This is a genomic window from Marivivens donghaensis (assembly GCF_030410045.1).
GTDB classification, from domain to species: Bacteria; Pseudomonadota; Alphaproteobacteria; order Rhodobacterales; family Rhodobacteraceae; genus Marivivens; species Marivivens donghaensis.
Genome location: NZ_JAUFRA010000006.1, coordinates 40,893 through 66,295, shown reverse-complemented (window position 1 = coordinate 66,295; position 25,403 = coordinate 40,893). Strand labels below are relative to the sequence as shown.

The 25,403-nt window shown below is 54.2% G+C and carries 21 protein-coding genes, 1 tRNA gene and 1 riboswitch; of the genes, 3 read left to right on the top strand and 19 right to left on the bottom strand.

Going from position 1 to position 25,403, the window contains the following annotated elements; genetic code table 11:
- Nucleotides 1-11 precede the first annotated feature (11 nt).
- The 5 genes from QWY83_RS09850 to QWY83_RS09830 all read right to left on the bottom strand — a co-directional run bounded on the left by QWY83_RS09850 (nt 12) and on the right by QWY83_RS09830 (nt 3,965).
- Entirely contained in the window at nt 12-494 is a 483-nt protein-coding gene (locus QWY83_RS09850) for a chemotaxis protein CheW (protein WP_105235886.1), read from the bottom strand.
- The gene (locus QWY83_RS09845; protein WP_249946020.1) at nt 491-2,473 is read right to left on the bottom strand and encodes a chemotaxis protein CheA; all 1,983 of its coding nucleotides are present in this window, start codon (nt 2,471-2,473) and stop codon (nt 491-493) included. Before QWY83_RS09845 ends, QWY83_RS09850 begins: the two co-directional genes overlap by 4 nt.
- On the bottom strand, nt 2,473-2,838 hold the full coding sequence (locus QWY83_RS09840) for a response regulator (RefSeq protein ID WP_249946021.1): 366 nt from the start codon (nt 2,836-2,838) through the stop codon (nt 2,473-2,475). Before QWY83_RS09840 ends, QWY83_RS09845 begins: the two co-directional genes overlap by 1 nt.
- A gap of 13 nt (nt 2,839-2,851) precedes the next feature.
- On the bottom strand, nt 2,852-3,151 hold the full coding sequence (locus QWY83_RS09835) for an STAS domain-containing protein (protein ID WP_249946022.1): 300 nt from the start codon (nt 3,149-3,151) through the stop codon (nt 2,852-2,854).
- A 376-nt stretch (nt 3,152-3,527) separates the two neighbouring features.
- Entirely contained in the window at nt 3,528-3,965 is a 438-nt protein-coding gene (locus tag QWY83_RS09830; protein ID WP_249946023.1) for a 6,7-dimethyl-8-ribityllumazine synthase, read from the bottom strand.
- A gap of 76 nt (nt 3,966-4,041) precedes the next feature.
- Nucleotides 4,042-4,171: riboswitch (FMN riboswitch) on the bottom strand.
- 135 nt (nt 4,172-4,306) lie between these two features.
- Here QWY83_RS09830 and QWY83_RS09825 point away from each other — a divergent pair.
- A tRNA-Arg gene (locus QWY83_RS09825) sits at nt 4,307-4,383 on the top strand.
- Here the strand turns inward: QWY83_RS09825 and QWY83_RS09820 are convergent.
- The 11 genes from QWY83_RS09820 to QWY83_RS09770 all read right to left on the bottom strand — a co-directional run bounded on the left by QWY83_RS09820 (nt 4,384) and on the right by QWY83_RS09770 (nt 18,690).
- The gene (locus tag QWY83_RS09820) at nt 4,384-5,346 is read right to left on the bottom strand and encodes an SLAC1 anion channel family protein (RefSeq protein WP_249946024.1); all 963 of its coding nucleotides are present in this window, start codon (nt 5,344-5,346) and stop codon (nt 4,384-4,386) included.
- Nucleotides 5,347-5,665: 319 nt separating this feature from the next.
- Nucleotides 5,666-6,184, bottom strand: coding sequence for a DUF2478 domain-containing protein (locus QWY83_RS09815; protein ID WP_249946025.1), 519 nt, complete (start codon nt 6,182-6,184; stop codon nt 5,666-5,668).
- Between the two features lie 11 nt (nt 6,185-6,195).
- Nucleotides 6,196-7,416 (bottom strand): molybdopterin molybdotransferase MoeA, encoded by a 1,221-nt coding sequence (locus tag QWY83_RS09810; protein WP_249946026.1) that lies wholly within the window; start codon nt 7,414-7,416, stop codon nt 6,196-6,198.
- Between the two features lie 50 nt (nt 7,417-7,466).
- A complete protein-coding gene (locus QWY83_RS09805; protein WP_249946027.1) occupies nt 7,467-8,084 on the bottom strand; it encodes a carbonic anhydrase in 618 nt (205 codons plus the stop codon).
- A 178-nt stretch (nt 8,085-8,262) separates the two neighbouring features.
- Complete coding sequence (locus tag QWY83_RS09800) at nt 8,263-9,072, bottom strand: peptidylprolyl isomerase (RefSeq protein WP_249946028.1); 810 nt, start codon at nt 9,070-9,072, stop codon at nt 8,263-8,265.
- Between the two features lie 5 nt (nt 9,073-9,077).
- Entirely contained in the window at nt 9,078-9,776 is a 699-nt protein-coding gene (gene narI / locus QWY83_RS09795; RefSeq protein ID WP_249946029.1) for a respiratory nitrate reductase subunit gamma, read from the bottom strand.
- Nucleotides 9,777-9,787: 11 nt separating this feature from the next.
- Nucleotides 9,788-10,504: a nitrate reductase molybdenum cofactor assembly chaperone gene (gene narJ / locus QWY83_RS09790; RefSeq protein WP_435404512.1), complete on the bottom strand. Its 717-nt coding sequence runs from the start codon at nt 10,502-10,504 to the stop codon at nt 9,788-9,790.
- Entirely contained in the window at nt 10,501-12,024 is a 1,524-nt protein-coding gene (gene narH / locus QWY83_RS09785; RefSeq protein WP_249946030.1) for a nitrate reductase subunit beta, read from the bottom strand. The genes narJ and narH overlap by 4 nt, the downstream gene beginning before the upstream one ends.
- Nucleotides 12,021-15,749, bottom strand: coding sequence for a nitrate reductase subunit alpha (locus tag QWY83_RS09780; RefSeq protein WP_249946031.1), 3,729 nt, complete (start codon nt 15,747-15,749; stop codon nt 12,021-12,023). Before QWY83_RS09780 ends, narH begins: the two co-directional genes overlap by 4 nt.
- 64 nt (nt 15,750-15,813) lie before the next feature.
- Entirely contained in the window at nt 15,814-17,211 is a 1,398-nt protein-coding gene (locus QWY83_RS09775; RefSeq protein WP_249946032.1) for a NarK family nitrate/nitrite MFS transporter, read from the bottom strand.
- 69 nt (nt 17,212-17,280) lie between these two features.
- Nucleotides 17,281-18,690, bottom strand: a complete 1,410-nt coding sequence (locus QWY83_RS09770; RefSeq protein WP_249946033.1) for an MFS transporter — start codon at nt 18,688-18,690, stop codon at nt 17,281-17,283.
- Between the two features lie 249 nt (nt 18,691-18,939).
- Here QWY83_RS09770 and QWY83_RS09765 point away from each other — a divergent pair, with 249 nt between their 5' ends.
- Nucleotides 18,940-19,638 (top strand): cyclic nucleotide-binding domain-containing protein, encoded by a 699-nt coding sequence (locus tag QWY83_RS09765; protein ID WP_249946034.1) that lies wholly within the window; start codon nt 18,940-18,942, stop codon nt 19,636-19,638.
- 170 nt (nt 19,639-19,808) lie between these two features.
- Here the strand turns inward: QWY83_RS09765 and QWY83_RS09760 are convergent, their stop codons facing one another.
- Genes QWY83_RS09760 through QWY83_RS09750 form a run of 3 tightly spaced genes read right to left on the bottom strand, consistent with a single transcriptional unit; the run spans nt 19,809 to nt 24,698 of the window.
- The gene (locus tag QWY83_RS09760) at nt 19,809-22,898 is read right to left on the bottom strand and encodes an efflux RND transporter permease subunit (protein ID WP_249946035.1); all 3,090 of its coding nucleotides are present in this window, start codon (nt 22,896-22,898) and stop codon (nt 19,809-19,811) included.
- Nucleotides 22,895-24,196 (bottom strand): efflux RND transporter periplasmic adaptor subunit, encoded by a 1,302-nt coding sequence (locus QWY83_RS09755; protein ID WP_249946036.1) that lies wholly within the window; start codon nt 24,194-24,196, stop codon nt 22,895-22,897. The genes QWY83_RS09760 and QWY83_RS09755 overlap by 4 nt, the downstream gene beginning before the upstream one ends.
- Nucleotides 24,197-24,200: 4 nt before the next feature.
- A complete protein-coding gene (locus QWY83_RS09750) occupies nt 24,201-24,698 on the bottom strand; it encodes a cytochrome b (RefSeq protein ID WP_249946037.1) in 498 nt (165 codons plus the stop codon).
- A 95-nt stretch (nt 24,699-24,793) separates the two neighbouring features.
- Here QWY83_RS09750 and QWY83_RS09745 point away from each other — a divergent pair, with 95 nt between their 5' ends.
- Nucleotides 24,794-25,387 carry a TetR/AcrR family transcriptional regulator gene (locus QWY83_RS09745; RefSeq protein WP_249946038.1) on the top strand — a complete coding sequence of 198 codons (594 nt, stop codon included), beginning with the start codon at nt 24,794-24,796 and terminating at the stop codon, nt 25,385-25,387.
- The last annotated feature ends 16 nt before the right edge of the window (nt 25,388-25,403 follow it).

Below are 25,403 nucleotides of genomic sequence, written 5' to 3'. Positions count from 1 at the left end.
CAGTTCCCAAGTTAGGCAACAGCGGCGCGCTGCGCCATTGCTGTAAAGATTGCGGATAGGTCGGGGATGAGGACGAATTCGCCCTCTGGGCCCTTGAACAGGCCTTCGACAAATTCAGAGGGCCACATAGACGTGGCGGGTAGTGGTTCGATGGATTTCGACGGGATGGTCGCGACTTCGTGGACGATGTCAGCCATCACGGCGACCGTTGTTGGTTCGCCGCCGATGACGGCTTCTAGGACGAGGAAACGACGAGCGTCCTCGGGGCGTTCGGCTGGATTGGGGTCGTTGATCCCCAACGGCAAACGCAGGTCGCCCAGTGGCAAAACTGCCCCACGGACGTTAACCACCCAAGGCGCAAAATCACCTGCACCTGGAACGCGGGTCGTTGGAAGCGGGTCGATGATCTCGCGCAGATCGGTCGCTGGAATAGCGAGGCGTTGAGGGCCGATCGAAAAGGTGATTACGATTTTATGAGACGCGGCGAGTGTCATGCGGCCACCTCTTTCTTAGGTTCGATCAATGGCCCCGACATCGCGAGAAGCTGCGCAACATCTACGATCAGAGAAACAGTGCCATCCCCCAGAATGGTCGCGCCAGAAATCGCGCGGGCACCCTGCTGGAGTTTAGAGACCTGTTTGATCACCGTTTGGTTCGTGCCGATAATCCGATCGACAACGATCCCCATGCGGGCATCGCCAGACTCCACCACCACAACGTTCTGTTCGGTCGGCGGCTCACCTTCGCAGTCAAACAGATGACGCAACCGAACGAAGGGCACGAACTGACCGCGGATATCGAGGTAGTCGCCGTTGCGAGATGCAATGCGTTTGTCCAACGGCAGTTCGAAAATCTCTTTTACTGACGACATCGGCAGTGTGTAGCGCTCGTCCGCAATCTCAATCAGCAAACCATCAATGATCGCGAGGGTCAGTGGGAGGCGCAGAGTAACTGTCGTTCCTTGACCCAGTTTACTGTCGATTTCGATGACACCACGCAGCCCTTCGATGGTGCGGCGGACAACATCCATGCCGACACCACGGCCAGACAGTTCTGTGATCGTTTCGGCGGTCGAGAACCCAGGTTCAAGAACCAGCGCGAACACCTGACCTGCTGTCAGTTGGGCTTCAGAGGTGATCAAGCCGCGCTCGATCGCCTTTGCGCGAATTTTGTCGGCGCTCATGCCACGCCCATCATCGCGAACAACGATGTGAACCTCGCCACCAACATGAGTTGCGGACAGTTCAATCCGCCCAACATGATCTTTGTCCGTCTGCGCTCTGGCTGCGGGATCTTCCATACCGTGGTCGATGGCATTGCGCAGGATATGCACCAACGGATCAGCGAGCTTTTCGATCACCGTTTTGTCGAGTTCGGTATCCTCACCATCGACCACAAATTCCACGGGTTTGCCCAGATCAGACGAAAGACCAAGGATCAAACGGCGGAAGCGCGACACCAAAGTCCGCATCGGGACCATGCGCATGGTCATCGTCGCATCCCGCAGACGTGCAGCAAGGCGGGTGACTTCTTCTGCGGTCGAAAGCAGAGCGGGATCACGGCTGTGACGCGCCAGTTCCGTCAAACGCGCCTCAACGGTCACCAGTTCCCCAACAGAGTCCATAAGCGCGTCAAGACGCGCAGCAGGCACACGAATAGAGGCGGCAGGTTCGGTTGCGGCAGGCGCTTTGTCAGAGGGCGCTTGCTGTTGTGGGGCTGGGGTGTCGAGGGCGGGTGCCTCGGACAGGAGATCATCAATCTCGTCACGCTCGACAACCTCGTTGACCTCGGTAGCGGTCAGCGTCCAGTCAGCGTCCGCGAACATGAATACGTCTTCGACATCACCCTCTGCGACGCCAGCAGGCAATTGCATCTGCCACGCGACATAGCACTGATCCGCATTCAGATCGTCCAATGCTGGAATGTCAGAAAGGTCGGCAACGATTTGGGTCGCGCCGAGGTCTTTCAACTCCGACAGCAGAATATCGGGGCGTGCGCCCAGCGCGAGGGCATCCTCGGACAGTTTGAACCGAAGGGTCGCGGGCGCGTTTGATGTGACCGCTTCGGCCTCGATTTCATCGTCGATATCGGCTGCCGCAACTCCTCCACCCGATGTCAGATCGCGCAAGGCATTCAAAATAGCGACACGATCACCGTCTGGATCAGCGTCGCCATTGACCAGTCCCGGAATTTGGTCACGTGCCGCAAGGCCGAGGCGCACTAACTCGGGCGTTACAGGAACTGCACCAGCGCGGACCTTTTCAAAGGCGGTTTCAAAGTCATGGATAAACGCCGCAAGATCGGTGAACCCGAACATCGCGCCGCTTCCCTTAACGGTATGAAGATCACGGAAGACCTGATTGATCAGCCCCGCATCTTCAGGGCTCTCCTGAAGATCGACCAAGCCCCTTTCGAGACTCTCGAGCAGCTCTACGAGCTCTTCCTGAAAGACTGCAATCAGATCATCAGACATCAGCCCAATACCTTTTTCACAACAGCGAGGAGTTTGTCTTGGGTGAAGGGCTTAACCATCCAACCCAATGCGCCCGCTTCGCGAGCTTGAGATTTCAGCGTGTCGGCGGAATCTGTCGACAGAACTACGATCGGCACGCCGCGACCGTTAGGGTGCTGGCGCAACGCCTTAATCATGGAAATCCCATCCATGCGCGGCATGTTCTGATCGGTAATGATGGCATCAACGCGCGAGCTGGTTGCTTTTTCCAAACCGTCTTGGCCGTCGGACGCCTCGAGAACGTTATAACCCGCTTCGCGGAGCGTCAGGGCAATCATCCGGCGGATCGACGGGCTATCATCAACGGTCAGTACAGTTTTAGTCATATCGATATCCGAGTTATTCTTGTGCGCCAGTCATTGAGCCGGCAATCATTTCAGCGCTGAGCGCATGGGCCGCCAAAGCATTGAGAACCGTGGTGTTTTCAGGTGACATACGAACCTCAAAACCGATCCGACGCGCGCGTGCCGCTGCAGCTGTTGCGACAAGAACCTGAAGCGGACCGAATTCGATCTTTTCCAGCTCAGCCACATCAACGATGCATCCACCTTCGTCCAAGGCATCCTTAAGACACTCGAGCAGTTCAGCCGCATCCGAGTGAAACAGTTCTCCTGACAAAGAAATCTCGACGTCAGACATGTACACTTCTTCTCCTCAACACGCCCAAAACGGACTGATTTTACTTGGCCCACGTGTCGATAACGGTCGAAGGGGCAAAAACTTTACTTCTCCATGCCAAACCACTGCATCTCTTTCGTATCGACAGGTGCCCAATAGGGCCCGTCTACGCAGAGCCAAAATGCGAAGGTATCAGGCGGGGATTAGTCGCAAGTTTCGTGCCACATGAACAAAGGAGAAGACGCAGCAGGAACTGCCGCGTTGTGAAATGTTGGCGATGAGATGAGAATGGGACCGAACGAGACTTTACGGCTTCGAAAAACAACCGTCTCAATCGGTTAAGGTCTTTGCCAAGCAAAGTAGAACGGGCCGCACTTTGGCGGCCCCTCTTCAAAAATCAGATATTGAGATCAGCGATCATTCGTACAGCCGATGCAGCCTCTTCGCCCTTCTTGACGAAGTGTGCATGATAGAACCCGATGTGTTCCTCAGTCGGCTGGAAGTGATGTGGTGTCAGGGACACCGAATACGTCGGCACACCTGTTTCCATCTGCGCTTGCATCAGGCCATCGACGACAGCCGAAGCGACGAAATCGTGACGGTAAATGCCACCGTCAACAACCAGCGCAGCGCAGACGATTGCGTCGTATTTTCCAGACGCGCCCAGCTTTTTCGCCAGAAGCGGCATTTCGAATGCCCCTGGGACATCGAAGGATTTGATATCTACAGCACGGCCAGCGTCAGCCATACCTTTTTCAAAGCCGACCAATGCTTGATCGACGATTTCCGCATGCCAGCGGGCCTTAATGAAGGCAATGTTTAGTTTGTCAGTCATGGAACCATTCCTTTGTCTTATCAAAATGGTCCCAAGGCGCAGCCGCCCGAACACAGACGCATTGCTGCGCTGCCCCGAACGTTCTCTTTCATCCGGACTTTAACCGTCGGCCCCGGAATTTCACCGGATCTGCTGACCCCACCTTTGATGGGCGCTCGCGGGCTTTAACCGCCGGTGGGGAATTTCACCCCGCCCTGAGAACACGGTTTTAATGCCAACCTTCCCCAAGATTGACAAGGGCTGCCTGCGACAGATCAGTTAACCGTTGCGTCACCAAAGCCGAAACGGCCTTAGAGTTTCGCTTGCACGTCATGGCGCGCCAAAGTTAAAGAGCATCCAGCGGTCCCATAGCTCAACTGGATAGAGCAGCTGACTTCTAATCAGCAGGTTCGGGGTTCGAGTCCTCGTGGGATCGCCATCACTCAGGCTGACAAATTTCACCACGTCGCACGGCGATTGCGGTGCGCATGAGTAATCCCCCGACGATAGTTAGCAAAAGCACTAGGAGCACTGTGCCGATCACGATGTGGCTCTGTGATTGCAGCTCTTGGCCATAGAGGAACGATGCGGTCGACAGCGCTGCGATCGGGAACGAGAGAGCCCACCACGACAATGCGAACGGCAAACGCATAAATTTCGGCGCTTGGGTCAAAACGATCAGCGCAAACACGTAAGCCAAGCTCAACAGAATATGGCCAAAAGAATCGACGCCGCCAGACAGCCGCGTCCACGCGATAAACGCAACCGATGGCGGCGCAATGAGGATGACGAGGGTTGGCACAAGGCGACCTGGCAGTGGGTCGTGGAACATGAGCCTATTGATCACCAGCGTCAGTAATACGATCCAGAACATCACACCGGCGGAAAAGAACAGCCACGAAAGTTCTGCGTGCCCCAATGGCACACCAGCGAGCGGAACAATTACGTTGCCAACGGCAGGAATGAACCATGCGGGGCTGACGTGGACTGGCGCGAAACTACGATGCCCGATCCACGCCGAAATCACTGAGAGAGCCAGCACACCCTGCAATGCCATTCCGATCCACCACAGAGGTCCAGCAATGGCCTTGTGGTCCGTGAGCAGTGCTGCGGACAAAAGGAGAAGAGAAATTGAAATCGCTGGGAAAAAAGCGATTCGAACGGGGTGGTTCCACTCGGCTTTTACCGCATCAGGATGACGGATGATTTTCGCCAGATACCCAAGGGTGACGGCCGCCAGTAAGGCGACGCTCACCCAAAGCGCATAGGCCGAATAGTACGCCTCGGTCCGGTAGGTAAGTTCGGCAGCGTGAATAGCCAAGGTTAGGCCAAGCATCCCCATGCCGATAGCAAAGAGCGTTACTGGATAATGGCGGAGTTGTGGGGAAGCAGTGTTGGACATGTCAGCCTCTGAAATGTGATGCCAAAACATAAACAAAATAAAATGTTTTGACCAGCAAACAAAGCAGGACCGACGCAGCTTATTTCACGCTTACAAACGTTTTTTGTAAGGGGAGTTAAATGGCGGCGGATTTGCAACGAAAGCCATTTTAGCTCAGGTGAAAACTGAGAAATCTGAAGAAAAACTATGCTCGCACGCGAAGTGCAGCGGTTACGCAAAATCCACCGAATACTGCTTACAAAAAGCATTCTACACGAAGTCACCCTTGCCGGTGATCAGCAAGGAAACCCACAAGGTTTGAGTGTCATCTACCGTAATCTCAGCCTACAGATACGGCGACCGAAGCCCCCTCAATCCAACTAAGAATCTCTTCTGTTTTGGGCGCGATTTCTTCCGCTAAACCACCTGAAAACTCGAGAAATGCATCACGATTGAGACCGTTAATGCCAACAACTACCGGTATGTTGAGGTCTATTGCCGTTGCTATAACTTCTCGAAAGCCCCTCCCCTCAGCTTCATGTTTCCCGAATTTATTGATGATCAGAAGATCAGCGCCTCTTGCCAAGCGAGCCTGAACTTTGCCCACGGCTTCTTCTAGTGCTTCAGGGTTCAAACGGCATCCTCGTGATCCAGGGCCTAACGTTTGAGAAATCCTAACAATAGGACCAGTTGGTAGGACTTTCACATCCATGTCACACGGACCATCTGTTTTTCGTTCAGTGTTGATCTGTACTGTTCCACAAAGTCGCAAACCGCGTCCGATGAGTGCACTAGAAACTTGCTCGAGGATGAAGTCAGTATCACCTCGTCCGGGAGCCATTGTATAAGCAAGATGCATTGAAGTTCCTCTTAGTTGTTCACAGCGAAAGGAAGAAATTCGACAAGCCCCCCTCGGGGAATGGAATCCGTTTCTGCTGGAATTAAAATCAGCCCATCTGCATCGATCAAACCTGCAACGCGGGCCGAGTGCGTAGCCGCAGGACAAGTCACAACTTCACGTCCTGTTTCGTCAAAGTCACCCAATCGGGCGAGACGTAATTCACATCGTCCTCCACGATTTTGCACTGGATCAAGCAAAACAACATTTCGCAGCTTGGTTCCTCGATGCGAACCGGCAAGGCTTGCGAACAGTTTCTCGCCAAAAATCGTCCAGGTTACGAGGGCCGCCACTGGGTTTCCTGGCAACCCAAGCCAAAGAGCATCGCCGACGCGGCCAAATGAAACTGGTTTTCCAGGTTTGATAGCAACTCCACTGAAGTAGATCAGTCCTCCGGCATCGAGAAGCGCCGGCTTTACAAAATCAGCTTCACCAACAGATAATCCGCCCGTGGTAACGATTAGATCCACTAGTTTCGAAAGACGAGCGATTTGGGCCGCAAGGGCTTGTCTATCATCCTCTGCAAATGTCACGTGGGTTATGTGCGCGGATGGGCGCGATATAACGGCACGAAGCATCGGAGAATTTACGTCACAAATATGCGCGTCGCTGGACACGTGGTTTGCCGATTGAACCTCATCTCCTGTAACCAGAAGCGCCACACGAATGGGCTTTTTGACAACAACTTCACCAATCCCTGCAGCAGCTAGTGCTGCAACATCTTTAGGACTAATCCTCAGTCCTTCGGAGAGAATTAAATCTCCCTTCCGAATGTCTTCGCCTCGGCGCCGAACGTTTAATCCAGGCAATGGTCGAGCCGAAAAGCAGATGGTGTCCCCAAGTCGCTCAACGTTTTCTTGCATGATGACCGCGTTTGCCCAGCTGGGCATAGGTGCGCCTGTGAAGACGCGAACGGCACCGCCTTGGTCGCAACCCAGAGATTGCCCCGCAGAAACTCGACCTTTAACCTCTAAACACCACGGTCCTTCCCCAACCAAACTGGAAGTATCAATGGCGTATCCATCCATGGCAGAATTATCAAAAGGGGGATTAGACGTGAGGGCAAACTCAGGCCGCGACAAGACCCTCCCAACAGACATATCCAACGGAACCACATCATTTCCGAAAGAAGGAAAAGCGGCTTCAGAAATGAGATGCAACGCGTGATCAATAGAAATCAGGCCCCGTTTCATGTCATGCGCTTCACACCCACATCCCGATAGGTCACGCCGTTCAACAACATTCATTCCGCGGCCTCTAATCTGGAATGCGATTCGTCGATTGTGCAATTTAGATCTCGTAGCAATCCATCCCTAAGGCTATAGATTAGGCCATGTACGCGTATTTCTGTTCCGTGCTTCCAAGCACGTTGTAAAATTGGTGTTTCAGACACACGCCGTACACCCTCAATCACATTTAATTCCGCCAAACGATCTCTGTAGGTTTCCTTGTCTGGAGCATGTGCGAGATCCACAGCATAAGAACGAGACAAGCGTCGAATGGGCTCCAGCCAGTGATCTACCAATCCATGTGGAAGATCTTCTGTCGCCGCACGCACTCCGCCACATCCATAATGGCCGCAAACGATAATTTCGCGGATTTCTAGTGCTTCAACTGCGAATTCCAAAGCAGTCAAAAGGTTCATGTCTGAACTGTGGACCACATTGGCTACATTTCGATGTACGAAAACTTCACCAGGATCTAATCCCGCAACCACATTGGCAGGAACACGACTGTCAGAACATCCAATCCAAAAGAATTCTGGCGCCTGCTGAGTTGCCAGGCGTGAAAAATAGTTCGGTTCATTTGAATTGCGAAGCGTCGACCATGCCACATTTCTTTTTAGAAGCTCAGAAAGCATATCGCCCCCCTTCAGCAATCTTATTCGGTTTGTAGCCATGGATGCGATTATGGCTCAAACTATGAAAAGCAAGGCCGCTCACCATTGTGTAGAGACCACGCAGGTTTATCAACCGAACCAAACCAACTTGAAATCGAACACCATCATACTGAGTATTCATATTGAAAGAGGACATGATCTAGCTCGCGTCGATCGTCGAACTAAGGTCAGCTCCGCTGATTGTCGCTTTTTGAGCTAGAACTTGAACTAAGGCACGGGCCTGAGAGGACCAAGCTGCTTTTTCTATTGCATCGGTGATCTTTTGACGAACGGTCTCAAAAGGTAGAACTTTACCCGCAGCGACGGCATCCATGCGGATGATATGCCAACCGAACCGGCTCTGGACCGGCGCCTTGGTCGTCTCGCCTTCGCGCAGGTGACGCAAGACCGCTTCGAATTCGGGAACCGTGTCGCCCTGCCCCATTTGGCCGAGGGCACCACCGTTGCTCCGCGATCCGCAATCGCTGTTTTCCTCGGCCAGACGCGCAAAGCTCTCGGGTGACTTTAGCACTTTGGCGGTCAGGTCCTCTGCGTGGAGTTTGGCCTTTCCCACGGCGGTTTTGTCTGCCGGATCGCACGCAATGAGGATATGGGAGACCTCCCACAGCGGCGGTGCGCGGAACCGATCCGGATCACGGTCAAATTCGGCACGGATCGCAGCCTCTGAAATCGGCGCGACCTCAACTTCCGTATCGAGAAGGCCCCGTATCAGGGCCTCCTCTTCGGTTTCGAACTTGTCCGGCGCGACCTCTAAAGGTTCGGCGATTAGCCCGCGCGCTCGTGCCTCTTGCAGCAGCAAGGTGCGGATGGCTACCGCCCGGGCGGCCTTGCGCCATGCGATGCCCGGTTTTCCGGCGGGGGCATCATGGTTCTGGACCTCGGCGGCAACAACCGCGTGCGGGACAGTTTCACCATTGACTATCAGATCGGGAAAAAGTGCAGTTCCCATCCCACCTACTCCGCTGGCGTACGAGGTGCCGACCGGCGCGAGCGCACGATCTGATATCCCGGACGAACAAAGTAGCGCACCGGAACCGACAGCATGTGAACAAGCCGCGTAAACGGGAACACCAAGAGGATCGTCAGACCAAGGAACAGGTGAAGTTTGAACACAAGCGCCACATCGGCGATATGATCTGCTGCACCTGCTTGGAAGGTAAAGATACCCTGCGCCCAAGCCATGAATTTGGTCATTTCATGCCCATCGAGGTGCTGGAGCGATACAAAGATCGTCCCTAAGCCCAGCACGAGTTGCGCCAGAAGCATTGCAAGGATCGCAATATCGGCAAAGCTAGACGTTTTGCGGATGCGCGGATCGGTCCAGCGGCGATGGAACAGCATCCCCCCGCCGAACAGGGCCGACACACCAGCGATGCCACCTGCCACGACGGCTAGGGTCTGTTTCGCCCCATGGCTTACGCCCAGCGCATCAAATATCTGGATCGGAGTTAACAGACCAACAAGGTGACCAGCAAAAATTACCAAAACGCCCAAGTGGAACAGGATGGACCCGATCACCAGTTGTTTGCGCCGCAGCAATTGCGAAGACGAGGTTTTCCATGTGAACGGGTCACGTTCGTAGCGCGCAATTGACCCTACAAGCAGAACCGAAAGCGAGATGTAAGGGTATATACCGAAAAGGAAATTATGCATCTGAGCCTCCGTTACTCAGCCGCGACATTGGGCGCGGAGTTTACGGGTTCATCCATCCGTGCGAGCATGTCACGCACTTGCGGGCAACCGGCGTTTGGATCAGGACCGAAACGAACTTCGGACTCTTCCCAGACCTTATCCAGCGCCTCCAGATCGTTCGGATCATCGTCGGGCTGGTCGAGCATTTCGGCCACCGCCTCTTGATCCGCGGCGACACCTGCGAGCTGTAAAAGAGCGGCGAACACGGCGCTATAGGGGCTCTCGCGCCGGACAAGCCGGGCGCTAAGGGCCTCGAAAATATGCGCCGCGTCCGCCAGTATTTCCTGAGCCTCCGAAGGGAAACGAGTGGCCAGGAATTCGAGCAAAACAGGAAGGTGATCTGGGAGTTCTGATGTGTCTGGTTCAAAACCGGCATCGCGATAAGTTTCGATTAGTGACACCATCGCGCCACCACGGTCGCGGCTTTCGCCATGAACGTGTTCAAAGAGGTTGAGCGACAGCGTGCGCGACCGGTCAAAGAGCATCACATATTGCTCTTCGATGTCGTAGATGTCCCGCGTGGAGAGTTCCTCGACCAGCGGACGCAGATCACGACGGGCCGCAGCGGTCAGGCGGGTTTCGGAGGCGAGAACACCCCCGATTTCCGGCATGGCCGATTGCAGTTCGCGTGTCGGGTAACTCAGAAGAAGAGACAACGCTTTTAGAGTGCGATCACGGAGTTCCATCATAGCACCTCCTGTGGCATTTTCAGCGGTCGTTTGGAGCCGCCAAAAAGCGAGCCTTTGGAGATGCCCGTCGAACAGCCGTTGGTGTCGGTAAAGCCGCAGCCGGTTTTGAGGTCATAGGCCTCTTCGACCTGTTCGCGGTGGGTTGTCGGGATGACAAACCGGTCCTCGTAGTCGGCGAGGGCCATGATTTTATACATGTCCTCTATAGTCCGTCTAGTAAGGCCAACGCGCTGGGCAATACCTTCGTCAATCACACCCTCAACCGATTTGATCCGCATGTAGGACCGCATCGCCAGCATCCGTTCCAGAGCTGTAACGACCGGCGCCTCGTCCCCTGCGGTCAGCATGTTGGCCAGATAGCGCAACGGGATACGCAGATTGCGGACATCCGGCATACCGTTGTTCGACGCAATCGCACCCGCCTCAGCGGCGTTCTGGATCGGGCTGAGCGGCGGGATATACCACACCATCGGCAGCGTCCGGTATTCGGGGTGCAGCGGGAAAGCGACCTTCCACTCCATCGCCATTTTCCAGATCGGGCTTTCCTGAGCAGATTTGATCCAGTCCTGCGGCACACCATCGCGTTTTGCAGCGGCGATCACTTCGGGATCGTTCGGGTCAAGGAACACACCCAACTGTGCATCATAGAGATCGGTCGCTTGATCGGCGGCGGCTGCCTCGCTAATCTTGTCCGCATCATAGAGCATGACGCCCAGATAGCGGATACGGCCCACACAGGTTTCCGAACATACTGTCGGGTTGCCGGATTCGATCCGCGGATAGCAGAGCGTGCATTTCTCGGACTTACCGGTCGACCAGTTGTAATAGACCTTTTTATACGGGCAGCCCGATACGCACATCCGCCAGCCACGGCATTTTTCCTGATCGATGAGGACAATCCCGTCTTCTTCGCGTTTGTAGATCGCACCAGAGGGGCACGATGCAGCACAGGCCGGATTGAGGCAGTGTTCGCACAAACGGGGGAGATACATCATGAATGTATTCTCGTATTCCCCGTAGATGTCCTTCTGGATGCCGTCGAAGTTATAATCCTGCGACCGCTTGGCAAATTCACCGCCAAGGATTTCTTCCCAGTTCGGGCCTTTCTCAATTTTTTCGATCCGTTCGCCGGTTATCTTCGAGTACGGACGCGCGGTCGGAAACGCCTTCATCTCCGGCGCGGATTTCAGGTGATCGTGGTCGAAGTCAAACGGTTCATAGTAATCGTCGATTTCCGGCAGATCGGGGTTGGCGAAAATATTCGCCAGAATACGCCACTTGGCCCCCTGTTTCGGTTGGAGTTTGCCCGAGCGGGTCCGCTCCCAGCCGCCGTTCCAACGTTTCTGGTTTTCCCAGTCGGTCGGATAGCCGGTGCCTGGTTTGGTTTCGACGTTGTTGAACCAAGCGTATTCAACGCCGTCGCGGCTCGTCCAGACGTTCTTACACGTGACGGAACAGGTGTGGCACCCGATACATTTATCAAGGTTCAGCACCATGCCGATTTGTGCGCGCACCTTCATTGGTTTGCCTCCTTCTCGGTCGCTTCCTGATCGAGCCAGTCGATCTTTTTCATTTTCCGCACGACGACGAATTCGTCACGGTTGGCCCCGACGGTTCCGTAGTAGTTGAAGCCGTAAGATTGCTGCGCATAACCGCCGATCATGTGGGTTGGTTTCAGCACGGTTCTGGTGACAGAGTTGTGGATCCCGCCGCGATGGCCGGTCTTTTCCGAACCGGGCGTGTTCACGATCTTTTCCTGAGCGTGATACATGAACGTGGTGCCGTCCTTGATCCGCTGGGACACAACCGCCCGCGCCGTCAGGGCGCCGTTGGAGTTATAGAGTTCGACCCAGTCGTTATCGACTATCCCCGCCGATTTGGCGTCATTCTCGGAAATCCAGATCACCGGCCCGCCACGGTTCAGCGTGAGCATCAGCAGGTTATCAGAATAAGTCGAGTGGATGCCCCATTTCTGGTGCGGGGTAATAAAGTTCAGAACGAGGTTATCGCCGTCATCCTGCACGTCCTTGGTGATCGTTTTCAGGTCGACCGGAGGGCGGTAAGACATGAACCCTTCGCCGAATGCCCGCATCCACAGGTGGTCCTGATAGAGCTGCTGACGGCCAGTCAGCGTGCGCCACGGGATCAGTTCGTGCACGTTGGTGTAACCCGCGTTGTAGCTGACCTTTTCGCTCTCAATACCCGACCAAGTCGGAGACGAGATGATCTTGCGCGGTTGGGCCGCGATATCGCGGAACCGGATTTTGTTGTGATGTTCGCCTTCGGCAAGGTGAGCATGTTCGCGCCCTGTAGCCTTGGACAGGGCTTCCCATGCTTTGACGGCAACTTCACCATTGGTTTCGGGGGCGAGCATCAGGATCACCTCGGCCGCGTCGATCGCGGTTTCAATGATCGGACGACCTTCGGCATGACCCTCGTGACGGATACCGTTCAGTGCACCCAGCGCGTCGACCTCGTCCTGAGTGTCCCAACCGATGCCTTTTCCGCCGTTGCCGAGTTTATCTAGTAGCGGGCCAAGCGCCGTGAACCGGTCATAGAGCGCGGCATAATCCCGTTCGACCGCGATATAGTTTGGTGCGGTTTTACCAGGGATCAGATCACATTCGCTTTTCTTCCAATCTTTCACCTGATCCTGCGCAATCTCAGCAGGAGTGTCGTGGAGGATTGGAAGTGCGACGATGTCGATCTCAGTTCCCAGAATTTCCGGAGCAACTTCTGAGAACTTCTTGGCGATGGATTTAAAGATTTCCCAGTCGCTTTTGCTCTCGTAAGCTGGATCAACCGCCGCCTGAAGCGGGTGGATGAACGGGTGCATGTCCGAGGTATTCATGTCGTCCTTTTCGTACCAAGACGCGGTCGGCAGTACGATGTCGGAATAGACACAAGTGGTGGACATACGGAAATCAATGGTCACCAGCAGGTCAAGTTTACCCTTCGGGCTCTCGTCATGCCATTTTGCTTCTTTCGGAAGCTGACGACTCTCTTCGCCCAGATCCTTGCCCATAACGCCGTTGTCGGTGCCCAGCAGGTGTTTGAGGAAATACTCGTGCCCTTTACCCGACGAACCGAGTAGGTTCGACCGCCAGACAAACAGGTTACGCGGCCAGTTTTCTGGCGCGTCGGGATCTTCGCATGACATTTCCAATTCGCCGGACTTAAGCTGTTCGGCAACATAAGTGGGAATGTCTTTGCCAGCGGCTTTGGCAGCTTTGGAGACTTCAAGTGGGTTGGTTTTCAATTGAGGAGCCGAAGGAAGCCACCCCATCCGTTCAGCACGGATGTTGTAGTCGATCATCGACACATCCCAATCACCTTCTGGCGCAGTCGGTGACAAAATTTCATCAGCTCGCAGCGTTTCATAACGCCACTGGTCTGTGTGGGCATACCACGCGGAGGTAGAATTCATATGACGCGGCGGACGTGACCAGTCGAGAGCGAACGCCAATGGCTGCCAGCCAGTTTGCGGTCGGAGCTTTTCTTGACCTACATAGTGCGCCCAACCCCCGCCAGACTGCCCCACGCAACCGCACATCACTAGCATATTAATGACACCACGGTAGTTCATGTCCATGTGGTACCAGTGGTTCATCGCAGCGCCGATGATGATCATCGACTTGCCCTGGGTATCCTCGGCATTTTGTGCGAATTCACGCGCGACATGGATAATTTTGTCTGCCGAAACACCGGTGATTTTTTCTGCCCAAGCAGGTGTCCCAGGCATATCATCAGTATAATCTGAAGTGACCCAGTCGCCCCCCAAACCGCGATCCAGTCCATAGTTGGCACAGAACAAGTCGAACACGGTTGCGACCTTGACTTCTCCTTGAGAGGTTCTGATTGTCTTGACTGGAATATTACGTGTCAGAACGTCGGGATGATCTGCATCAGTTTTAAATTGAGCAGTCGCATCGCCTCCAAAGTATGGAAAATCAACGCCAACAACACTGTCGTGATCTTCCTCAAGGACCAGAGACATCTTGAGGTGTGTGTCAGTCTCGGCGGCCTTTTCTTCAAGGTTCCACTCACCGTCTTCCCCCCAGCGATAGCCGATCGATCCATTCGGAGCGACAAGCCTGTCAGATTTCTCATCAATCGCTACGGTTTTCCATTCTGGATTATTATTTTCGCCCAGTTTTCCATCTAGATCATCGGCGCGCAGGAAACGACCAGGAACCCATTTTCCATTCTTTTCTTCCAACTTCACTAGCATCGGAAAATCGGAGTATTTCCGGGTGTATTCCTCGAAATAATCCGCCTGACGGTCGAGGTGGAATTCACGGAGGATCACATGGCCGAATGCCATGGCGAGCGCTGCGTCGGTCCCCTGTTTAGCGTTAAGCCAAACATCACCGAATTTAGCGGCCTCAGAATAGTCAGGGCATATTACAGCGGACTTCGTACCCTTATAGCGGACCTCAGTATAGAAGTGCGCGTCTGGTGTACGTGTTTGCGGAACGTTTGACCCCCAAAGCAGAAGGTATCCCGAATTATACCAGTCGGCAGATTCCGGAACATCAGTTTGTTCACCCCATGTCATCGGAGATGCAGGAGGAAGGTCACAGTACCAATCATAGAACGACATACATACGCCACCTAGAAGGCTCAGGTAACGAGAGCCCGCAGCGTAAGACACCATAGACATCGCCGGGATTGGCGAAAAACCAAACACTCGGTCGGGGCCGTAAGTTTTAGCTGTATAGGCATTAGCGGCTGCAACGATCTCTGTGGATTCATCCCATGAAGCCCGCACAAAACCGCCCTTTCCGCGGTTTTCGACATAACTTTGACGAAGGATCGGGTCATTTTGGATCGCGGTCCATGCCTCAATCGGCGATTTTGTCTCGCGCATTTTGCGCCAGACCTTCATTAGGCGACCACGGACCAGTGGATTTTTAACCCGGTTAGCTGAATAGAGATACCAGCTATATGACGCACCACGGGCACAGCCGCGCGGTTCGTGGTTCGGAAGGTCAGGACGTGTACGCGGATAGTCAGTCTGCTGGGTTTCCCAGGTCACGATCCCCGACTTCACGTAGATCTTCCAAGAACACGAGCCCGTGCAGTTTACGCCATGCGTAGAGCGAACAATTTTATCGTGGCGCCAGCGGTTCCTGTAAGTGTCTTCCCAGTCACGGTTTTCGCGCGTGACCAGTCCGTGGCCGTTCGAAAACTGTTCCAGTTCTTTGGACTGAAGAAAGTTCAAGCGGTCGAGCAGATGGCTCATGTTATTTCTCCTTGAGGCGGGGGGCGCGCCAACCAGACGGCTGGCGCGGGAGGAGTTCATTGGCTTAACAAGAAACCGGAGCGTTCTTGCGGCTATAGAAGATCCAGGTGATCACAACACAGATCACGTAGAAGTAGAGGAAGGCCCAGAGTGCGCCGTTAGGTGCACCAGTCATGCTGATCGAGGTGCCGTAGGCTTTGGGAATGAAGAACGCACCGTATGCCGCAATTGCCGAAGTGAAAGCGATGATTGCGGCACTTTCACGTTCGATCTGTTTGCGCAGATTGTCGCCTTTGAGGTGCGGCTCGTGGATAGGCACCTGATGTGCCATGATCGTCGGGATCATCTGGAATGTGGACGCGTTGCCTACACCAGTGAGGAAGAATAGCGCCATGAAGCAGGCAAAGAAGCCCCAGAAGTTACCGGCAGCGTTTGCTTCAGACGGAAGAAACTGAAGCACACCCCAGACTGAAATGATCATGCCAAGGAATGTCCAGAAGGTCACACGGCCACCACCAAATTTGTCTGAGATCCATCCGGTGCCGGCTCGGCTCAATGCGCCGACAAGCGGGCCGAGGAAGGCATAGGAAAGCACATTCACATCGGGAAATTGGGTTTTCATCAAAAGTGGGAAACCAGCGGAATAACCGATAAAGCTGCCGAAAGTGCCTGTGTAGAGGATACACATGATCCAGTTGTGGGTGCGTTTGAAAATGATCGACTGTTCGCTGAACGACGCTTTGGCATCCGCAATGTCATTCATACCGAACCATGCCGCCAGAGCAGATACAACGATGAATGGAACCCAGATGAAACCGGCATTCTGGATCCAGAGCTGGCTACCATTAGCAAGTGTGACCGGCTCGCCACCGATTGCGCCAAAGACACCAGCGGTAATGACCATCGGCACAACAAACTGCATGACCGACACGCCGAGATTGCCCAGACCGGCGTTAAGTGCCAGTGCATTGCCTTTGGTTTTCTTAGGATAGAAGTAAGCGATATTGGCCATAGACGAGGCGAAATTACCGCCGCCAAAACCGCACATGAGGGCCAGAGCAAGAAACACGACATAGGGCGTTTCGGGGTTCTGAACCGAATAGCCAATGCCGATGGCAGGCAGCAGCAAAGATGCAGAGCTAAGCGTTGTCCAAAGGCGACCACCAAATATCGGGATCATAAAGCTGTAGAAAATCCGCAGCGTGGCTCCCGACAAGCCCGGAAGTGCTGCCAGCCAGAACAGTTGGCCGGTCGTATAATCGAAACCGATTGCCGGAAGCTTCGCCACAACCACCGACCAAACCATCCAGACCGAGAAAGCAAGCAGCAGGTTGGGAATCGAAATCCAGAGGTTGCGGGTTGCCACCGCGTGACCGCGTTCTTTCCAGAACTGCGGGTCTTCGGGGCGCCAGTCGATCATCGTATGACCGGACTTATGAAGGTGAGTATCAGCATTCGCCATGGGAACCTCCCTGTTGGCGTGTTTCAGTTTGGGCCGCCGCACAGGGCGACCCGAGAGTTTGGATGAGTACTATTCGGCAGCCGTACCAGAACGCCTTTGGCCGATCGCAGCGAGGCCTCGTTCGAATTCGGCGTTCGCCCGTTCGGCCTTGCGCCGGAGAGTCTCAATATTGGCGGCGGCGAATGCAGCGCGTTCTTCGTCTTCTTGCTTGGTAGAGAAGCGGACAAAGAAGGCCAGAACCGAAGAGCAAGTTACCACAATACCCAGGATCAGGAACGCACCGCTCCAATCCACCATCCCTTTGAAAAGAAAACCGGCTAGCACAGCCCCAGCATTACCCCCTGCCCCAACAACACCAGCGACGGCGCCCAGCGCCTTTTTGTTGATGAAGGGGACGACCGAGTAGGTTGCACCTTCGGACATCTGCGTGAAGAGCGAGAAGACTATCAGTGCAGGCAGAGCAAGAAAGAGCACGTGCATCTGGCTGAAGATCATCAGTGCAATGCCTTCAAACAAGAGGCAGATAAATAGCCAAAATGCCCGCCCCTTCAGCCCCCAAAGTGACCCGAAGTTATCCCCGAACAAACCGCCCAATGTACGAGCGAAGATATTCATAAGTCCAAATGATGCAGCAACAAAACCGGCAGCAACGAGAGACAAATCGAAGTAATCTGTGAAGTAGAGCGCCGCTACGTTATTCACGGTAAGCTCGATGCCGAAGCAAGCACCATAAAGCACGAAGAGTACCCAAACACGAGGATCAGCCATCGCTGCCCAGTATGCTCCTGTGACCTTCTTTTTCTCTAGCATCATGCCTTTCGCACGAAGGTCATCGTAATTTCCATCAGGCGCATCTTGCGTCAGGAAGTAATAAGCTACCCCGGTCAACATGATGATGGCGCCAACTACTAACATCGCCAGTCGCCAGCCAATTTGCTCAGAAAATCCGAAACCAACGACCAACACCGAAAACAACAGTGGCATTACAAATTGAGTAACGCCGCCGCCCAGGTTGCCCCAGCCAGCACTCGTAGCATTGGCCTGGCCAACAACGTTCGGCGCAAACATCACAGACGTATGGTACTGAGTAATGACGAATGAAGCACCAATCCCGCCGATTAGAACTCGAAAGATCAAGAACGACGTGAAGTCACTGGACAAGCCAATGCCCATTACAGGCAACGCACCCAAGACCAACAGCCATGTATAAGATTTTCGCGGCCCAATCCGGTCAACCAGCCAGCCGATAAATAGTCGTGCAAAAATCGTCATCGATACTGAACCGATAATTGCCCAACCAATTTGCTCCTTGGTCAGCATTAATTCGTCACGGACGACACTCATGAGTGGAGCGATGCCAAACCAAGCAAAAAAACATGCGAAGAAAGCAAACCAAGTCATATGGAATGTACGGATTTGCACCATCTTAACGTTGAAGAAGTTGCTCCATAAGCTCGTTGCCTTGTTTTCGAGTTCCATTTGTCCCTCCGTTTTGCGGCAGTTTTTCCGCCTGCATTGGATTTCGACAACTGGAATGCGCGCGTTGGCGTAGGAGCTGTTTGATGTGGATCAAACAGGACTTAGATGCTGAACGAAATAAATAAACCCAGCAATTACATCAAGTTATAACGACGCCTTCCGCAAATACGCTCTCTGAAAGTGCAAACTGGGCACGTTAAATTCGCAATCTAGACTCTTGATAAATATCAAGTCATAACTTGGGGCATCATGGCTAGACCCGAAATTGAAGAGATTCGTGAACTTCCGCTTTTTGCGGACATGCGAGACGAAAGTTTCGAAGCGCTAACGCGTGGCGCGTACGTTCAAAACTTCCCACCATTGATTGAACTCATCCGCGAAGGGGACCCCGCGGATTTCTTGCATATTATCATTGAAGGGAATGTCGAACTGTTTGCCGAGTGGAACAACCGAGAAACCACGATGGCTACGGTTCGCCCAATTTCAACATTTATTTTGGCTGCAACCATAAAGGATGGTCCTTACCTAATGTCAGCCAGGACGCTCGAGAAATCGCGTATCATTTTACTCCCGTCGTTAGATGTACGCACAGTTTTCGAGAACGATGCCAAATTTGCTCAAGCAATAGTTTTGGAGCTCGCCCAATGTTATCGAGGCGTTGTAAAATCTTCAAAAAACTTAAAACTTCGTACTTCTGTAGAACGCTTAGCTAATTATTTGATCCGCCAACATGGGTACCAAGGTCACCCGGAGGTATTTCAACTCCAGGTAGACAAAAAACGATTGGCAGCTCTTTTAGGCATGACTCCAGAAAATCTAAGCCGAGCGTTCAAAACACTCGGCAACTATGGAGTTGCTGTCGATGGTGCACAAATTCACATTTCGAACACCCACGATTTGCACCAGTTCGCAAAACCTAGCAAACTGATTGACGATTATTCCTGCTAGTGTCTCGTCATTCGTTTTTTTCTGAGTTTTTGTATTTCTTTGCAATCGAACACCTAAAGAAGAAATCACTAAGTGGTTGCCCCTAAAAAGTAAGTTACGCTGTTAGTTTGAGCTCACATTCGGTCGTGGCCCTTTGCTTTACACATGCCAAACTGGCTTCAAGTCTCCGCTCACCTCTCGATGTCAAACGGCTTCCGCGGCCGGATATCCTCGAGCGCAGCATAGAACGCAGGCAACACCAGCAAGATCAAAACCGTTGCCGCCAACAAGCCAAAAACAACCGAGATAACGAGTGGTTTCAACGTCTGAGCTTGCGTCGAAGTTTCGAACAGTAAAGGTGCCATTCCCATGATGGTCGTTGACACCGAGACAAAAATCGGTCGGAAGCGCGACCTGACAGCCTCTCCGGCGGCCAGTGCGGCAGAAAGCCCTTCGGCGCGGCGTTCATTGATGACGCCGACCAATAAAATCGCATTGTTCACAACAATACCGGCAAGAGACGCGGCCCCAACCAGAGACGGCATGGAAATATTGTAGCCCATAAGGACATGGCCCCAAATCACGCCTAGAAAAGCAAGTGGGATGGTGATCATCACAATGATCGGCTCAACATAGCTTCGGAACTGGAAGCTGAGAACAATGTAGATACCTACCAAGCCGATCAAAAAACCACGCAGGATCGAGGCGACGGTCTCGGCTGAATTTGCGGCTTGCCCTCCAACTTCGAAGTCAAGGCCTGGGGTTGCAGACACCAAATCAGGAAGAAAACCATCGACCAGTTGAGCGGTGATAGCGTCAGCGTTGCCGATGCGACCGTCGACGTCAGCAGCAATGGTTAATGTCCTCAAACCATTACGCCGTGTGATGCCTCCCCATCCGCGTGCCTCGTCAATGGTAACGATGCTCGATAGTGGCACAGTCACTCCGTCGGGCAGGGCAATTTTGAAGTCATTTAAGTCGGCGCGGGTAACGCGTTCAATATCAGGCAGGCGCACTTCAAGGTCCCAAGCAAGATCAGCGCGCCGAATTTCCGAAAGTTGAGTACCAAGAAAAGCGGCACGAAGTTGGCCAGCGACATCCGTGGCAGTCAGTCCAAGCGCCTCTGCACCTGGCGATAAGGTCAGTCGCAACTCAGTTGCGCCGGGTCGTAGATCTAGGATCGCGTTGCGCACACCAGCGTATGTCTCGAGTTCAGCCAAAGTGTTACGCCCTGCCGCTTCGAGCGCGACAAGGTCAACGTGATTCAGGCGCAGTTCAACGGCGATACCCTGAGGGCCAATCCCCGGCTCAGTTAGGATTAGGGATGATACCCCAGCCAATGGGCCGATCTCTTCTCGCCAGAGAGTGACAATCTCATCCAATGAATTTGCTCGAGTCTCAGCGCCAAGAAGGTCCACTGCAACAGTGGCTACATGAGCGCCATTTTCGCCTGTCGAAAGGTTGCGGCCAAGTCGGGTAATGCGACGGATCACGAGTGTCTGCGCCGCAGGCTGTTCGGGGGAAAGGCGTTCATTTACGCGGTCTAGAGCAGCCTCAACCTGCACAACGGCTTCTGTCGCTCGTGCCAGCGGGGTACCGGCAGGCAGCATCAATCGCGCTTCAAGAACATCGCCATCTATTTCAGGCATAGCCTCCCGCTTGACCACCCCCCCGACTAGAGCGCCCACAGTCAGGATAAGGGCCCCAATCGCGAGGCCTGCAACCAGCCAGCGCGCCTTGATCGCTGCGTCAGCCAGACGGCCCACACCACGTTCACGCAAGGTATCGAAGCCTGCATCAAAGCGAGTTCGGAAACGAGACGGAGTGGTATTTTTCATCCCGCCTTTTAGGTGATGTGGCAATATGAAAAAGGCTTCGATAAGCGAAGCGGCGAGCGCCGCCAACAAGACGACAGGCAGAACTTCGAGCACGGCCCCCAATTCACCCGCCAAAAAAGCCAGAGGTAGAAACACTGCCAACGTCGTTAGGAATGACGATATAACGCCAGGGGCTACAGCTGTGACACCTTTGGTTATAGTTTCGACTGTCGGATCTTCAGCGGCATGCACCGCAATGGAATCCGCAATCACAATAGAGTCGTCCATTACGATGCCGATAGCCATAAGAAGCGCAACCAACGTCATCATATTCAAACTGAGACCAGTCAATGCCATCCAGAGGAATGCACCGGCAAAAGCAACGGGCAAGCCCATTGCCGCCCAGATCGCAAAACCAGGGCGAAAAAACAAACTCATGACGATGACGACTAGAACAAGGCCGATCACCCCGTTCTGCACCAGCATCACCAATCGATCGCGGATGATGGATGTCACGTCCTGAACGACCTCAACCTTGATTGAGGCAGGTAGGCGATCCGTTTCCTCAGCTACAAGCGTTGCCACGCCGTCCAGCACGCGCAATGCGTCTGCATTGAGCGCTTTCGCCACGTCAAGCACGATAGCAGGAGCGCCATCGACGAAGGCGCGATCGTGTGGCGGCTCGAAGCGCTCCTCGATCAACGCAACGTCGCTCAGCGTCAGAGTAGCACCATTCGGTAGCACCATAACGGGGATCGTGGCCAGCTCAGCAGCGGTGTCACGCTCAGCGGTGAAGCGCACAGTAAGTTCGGCACCATCTCCCTCAAGCGTTCCGATAGGCAGGTCAATGTTTTGCGCAGCGATAGCCATAGCAAGTGCCGCGGGTGTGAGCCCGTGCCCTTCCATCGCTGTGCGCGAGACAGAAATTGTAAGTGTGCGGGTGCCCAAGCCTCCGCGTGTAACACGGGCAACGCCAGGCAGAGCTGTCAAGCGGTCCGACAGTCCGTCTGCGTAGAAATCCAATTCGCTTAAGGGGAGATCGCCCGAGATGGCAACTGATGTGACAGGATCGGTGCGATGTAGTTCGCGGACAACAGCCGGATCTGCGCGTTCTGGGAAGGTGTCGATGGCCGAAACCTCGGTCCGCAGAGAGTTAACGAAGCGCAAAGCGTCATTGCCAGGCGCCATTGTGGCTACTGCTCGCGCGCGACCAGCCTGTGCGGTGCAGGTGAAGGTTTCTAACCCCTCGACACTTTGCACGCCGTCCCAGAGGGGGGCGCAGATAGCTGTTTCCACATCTTCGGCGGTCGCACCTTTGTAGGGTACGACAATCTCGGCTTCCACCGCGCGGAAATCAGGGAAGGTCTCGCGCAAAAGTCCAGGCGCCGCAAAGAAACCTGCAGCAAGAAAAAGAAGCAATAGAAGATTGCCCGCCGTCGGATGGCCCGTGAACCAACGTATCATTGATGAACCTCGATCGCGGTCAGCGCCATTCCAGGAATAGCAGGAGCGATGTCGTCGATGACGACAATGTCGCCCGGCTCGATCCCGTCGGCGATGACGATGCGCCCATTCTGAGAAAGGGCAACTGAGACCGGACGCAATTCTAAGAGGCCACCATGACCCAAGACGCGTACCATTCCGCCATGGAGCGCTGTTTCAGGAAGTACAACTGCGTCAGTGAGAGGCTCGCCTTCAAAGGAAATCAGCACTTGCATGTTTGGAACCAGCGGCAGGCGGCTTGGTGGGTTAGCTCCAGCATATGGATCATCAACGACCACCACGACCGGCACGGTCCGAGCACGAGCGTCAAGCGCACCTTCAACCCGACTAATGTGGGCTGACCAGATCTGCGATGGGTCTGACAACGGACTAAGAACCACATCAACTTGCGTGAATGGCATGGCGCTCAACATCATCTCTGAAACAGAGATTGTATCAGACGTGTCGCCAAACAAGCCACGAAAGCTATCGATCGGCAGATGCGCGACGACCTCAGCGGCAGCGATGCCATTTGCCCGGACAACGACCTGACCGGGTGCGACGGTTTGAAACCGCTCGGCAGCGACCTCGGTGACCCTTAGATCGAAAGGCGTCCTTATCTCGGTGTGCTCCAGTGCCCTCAAGGCCCGCGCAATTGCAGCTTCGCTACGTGCGATCTGTGCTGTGATCCGAGCCTCACGAGGCGGGATCAATGCGAGGCTGTTTTCCAATTCGGCAACAGTGCGGCGGGCCAGAAGGGTTGCGCGCTCAGCATCATCGGCGCGGGACTGGGAAATCGTCTCCTGAGCGGCCAACGTGCTAATGCGCTCCAGTTCAGCTTCGGCAAGAACGAGCCGCTCGCGCTCCAATTCTAATATCCGGGCAGTGTTGGTCGCTTCAGTAGCCAACTGCGCGCTTTCAGCGTTAAAAGCCAACAGGTCTGCCTGGGCCTGAGCCAAAGCAAGCTCGTAATCGGCAGGATCAATACGCAGCACCTCGGTCCCGGCCGGGATCAGGCGTCCGGGCTCCAAGTCGGGGTGACGCCAGATCACCTCACCCTGCACCTCCGCAACCGCAACCCAGGTATCGGCCGCACGCAGGTTTCCCCAAACATTGATCGTGGGACGAATAATTTCTGACGCGGCCGTAATAACCCGGACTGGCAGAGCAGGCGCTGCACTCTCAATCCGATCTGGGCCGGGAGCAGACGAAATCAACCAGACGGCGACAGCGATACCAAGCGCGATGGGTGGTGCAGCGAAGAGCGGGGCTAAACGCATGAGGTCATCCTTTCGCTACGCGCATCCGCGCCAAGGTGCCGTCACGCAGAACGAAGTGGTGGTAGAATGCACCTAAGACATGAAGGGCCACTAACGCCAACAGCACGATTTTCATCACGTTGTGCCCCTGCGCAGCGGCCTCAACACCTCCGAACCACGCGACCGATCCGCTCACCGGCATCAGGATCATCAACGCATAGAGGCCAAAATGAGTGAGTTTGGCGAGTGCCCCCTGTAGCTTGTTGGCTTCAATTGCTTCCGGCACACCATGCCGGGCGCGCAGAGATATTCGCCACATCGCAAAGAGCAAGACGAGGGCACCGCCCCCGACATGGGTAAAGACGAGCGGATCGAAGCCGATTTCCATCCCGTCAGTCACGCGATCCCACGCTGCCGAAATCGCACCCTTGAAGAGGTATTGCTGGGCGATCAACGCAAAGACCAGCCAGTGTAAAACTATTTGCAGGCGAGAATAGCCAGAGGGGACAGTTTTGACATTCATGGCAGGGACCTTTGTAACTGGACTGAAGACTCGGGATAGTAGTTGTTGGCGCTTCCCTTATATGTTAGTGAGTTATAACTAACAAGAGGTGACAAATGTCCAGCCGACAGAGTGCTGAAGAGCGAAAGACGCAGATCGTGGCTGCGGTGTTAAAATTAGCCGATGAGATTGGCCCTGATCGGTTAAGTACAACAGATGTCGCACGCGCCATTGGCCTCAGCCAGCCTGCGATCTTTCGCCACTTCCCGACCAAAAACGAACTCTGGCTGGAAGTGGCCGAGTATATCGCGGAACAGCTAAAGACAGCTTGGAGCGCAGCAGAACTCTTTGCTAATGGGCCGAATGATCGATTGAAGGCTTTGATCGAAGCGCAGCTATCAGAAATTGCCCACACGCCGGCCTTGCCATCAATCTTATTCTCCCGCGAATTGCAGGTAGAAAATCCTGGCTTGCGCAATGTGTTTCGCGAAATTCTCAGCGCGTATCAAAGTCGATTGGTTTCGACGATCCGAGATCAGCAGGCGTCTGGGTATCTGCAGGGTGACGAAAGTCCCGAAGACATCGCCATTTTGCTAACCTCGCTTGTGCAGGGTATCGCAATTCGATGGACCCTTGGAGCACGTGGCTTTTCGCTCGTGAATGAAGGTTTGCGCTTATTTGACGTGCAAATGGCGTTGTTACGCAGATAGAAGAGAATCTGGACCG

What these genes read in the sequence shown, in the direction of transcription:
- QWY83_RS09755 (WP_249946036.1), bottom strand. Translation starts at nt 24,196, where the DNA reads ATGCGTTTAGCCCCGCTCTTCGCTGCACCACCCATCGCGCTTGGTATC.
- QWY83_RS09850 (WP_105235886.1), bottom strand. Translation starts at nt 494, where the DNA reads ATGACACTCGCCGCGTCTCATAAAATCGTAATCACCTTTTCGATCGGC.
- QWY83_RS09820 (WP_249946024.1), bottom strand. Translation starts at nt 5,346, where the DNA reads ATGTCCAACACTGCTTCCCCACAACTCCGCCATTATCCAGTAACGCTC.
- QWY83_RS09770 (WP_249946033.1), bottom strand. Translation starts at nt 18,690, where the DNA reads ATGGAACTCGAAAACAAGGCAACGAGCTTATGGAGCAACTTCTTCAAC.
- QWY83_RS09845 (WP_249946020.1), bottom strand. Translation starts at nt 2,473, where the DNA reads ATGTCTGATGATCTGATTGCAGTCTTTCAGGAAGAGCTCGTAGAGCTG.
- QWY83_RS09775 (WP_249946032.1), bottom strand. Translation starts at nt 17,211, where the DNA reads ATGGCGAATGCTGATACTCACCTTCATAAGTCCGGTCATACGATGATC.
- QWY83_RS09805 (WP_249946027.1), bottom strand. Translation starts at nt 8,084, where the DNA reads ATGCTTTCTGAGCTTCTAAAAAGAAATGTGGCATGGTCGACGCTTCGC.
- QWY83_RS09765 (WP_249946034.1), top strand. Translation starts at nt 18,940, where the DNA reads ATGGCTAGACCCGAAATTGAAGAGATTCGTGAACTTCCGCTTTTTGCG.
- QWY83_RS09815 (WP_249946025.1), bottom strand. Translation starts at nt 6,184, where the DNA reads ATGCATCTTGCTTATACAATGGCTCCCGGACGAGGTGATACTGACTTC.
- QWY83_RS09830 (WP_249946023.1), bottom strand. Translation starts at nt 3,965, where the DNA reads ATGACTGACAAACTAAACATTGCCTTCATTAAGGCCCGCTGGCATGCG.
- QWY83_RS09760 (WP_249946035.1), bottom strand. Translation starts at nt 22,898, where the DNA reads ATGATACGTTGGTTCACGGGCCATCCGACGGCGGGCAATCTTCTATTG.
- QWY83_RS09835 (WP_249946022.1), bottom strand. Translation starts at nt 3,151, where the DNA reads ATGTCTGACGTCGAGATTTCTTTGTCAGGAGAACTGTTTCACTCGGAT.
- narH (WP_249946030.1), bottom strand. Translation starts at nt 12,024, where the DNA reads ATGAAGGTGCGCGCACAAATCGGCATGGTGCTGAACCTTGATAAATGT.
- QWY83_RS09810 (WP_249946026.1), bottom strand. Translation starts at nt 7,416, where the DNA reads ATGAAACGGGGCCTGATTTCTATTGATCACGCGTTGCATCTCATTTCT.
- QWY83_RS09780 (WP_249946031.1), bottom strand. Translation starts at nt 15,749, where the DNA reads ATGAGCCATCTGCTCGACCGCTTGAACTTTCTTCAGTCCAAAGAACTG.
- QWY83_RS09800 (WP_249946028.1), bottom strand. Translation starts at nt 9,072, where the DNA reads ATGGGAACTGCACTTTTTCCCGATCTGATAGTCAATGGTGAAACTGTC.
- QWY83_RS09750 (WP_249946037.1), bottom strand. Translation starts at nt 24,698, where the DNA reads ATGAATGTCAAAACTGTCCCCTCTGGCTATTCTCGCCTGCAAATAGTT.
- narI (WP_249946029.1), bottom strand. Translation starts at nt 9,776, where the DNA reads ATGCATAATTTCCTTTTCGGTATATACCCTTACATCTCGCTTTCGGTT.
- narJ (WP_435404512.1), bottom strand. Translation starts at nt 10,504, where the DNA reads ATGATGGAACTCCGTGATCGCACTCTAAAAGCGTTGTCTCTTCTTCTG.
- QWY83_RS09840 (WP_249946021.1), bottom strand. Translation starts at nt 2,838, where the DNA reads ATGACTAAAACTGTACTGACCGTTGATGATAGCCCGTCGATCCGCCGG.
- QWY83_RS09745 (WP_249946038.1), top strand. Translation starts at nt 24,794, where the DNA reads ATGTCCAGCCGACAGAGTGCTGAAGAGCGAAAGACGCAGATCGTGGCT.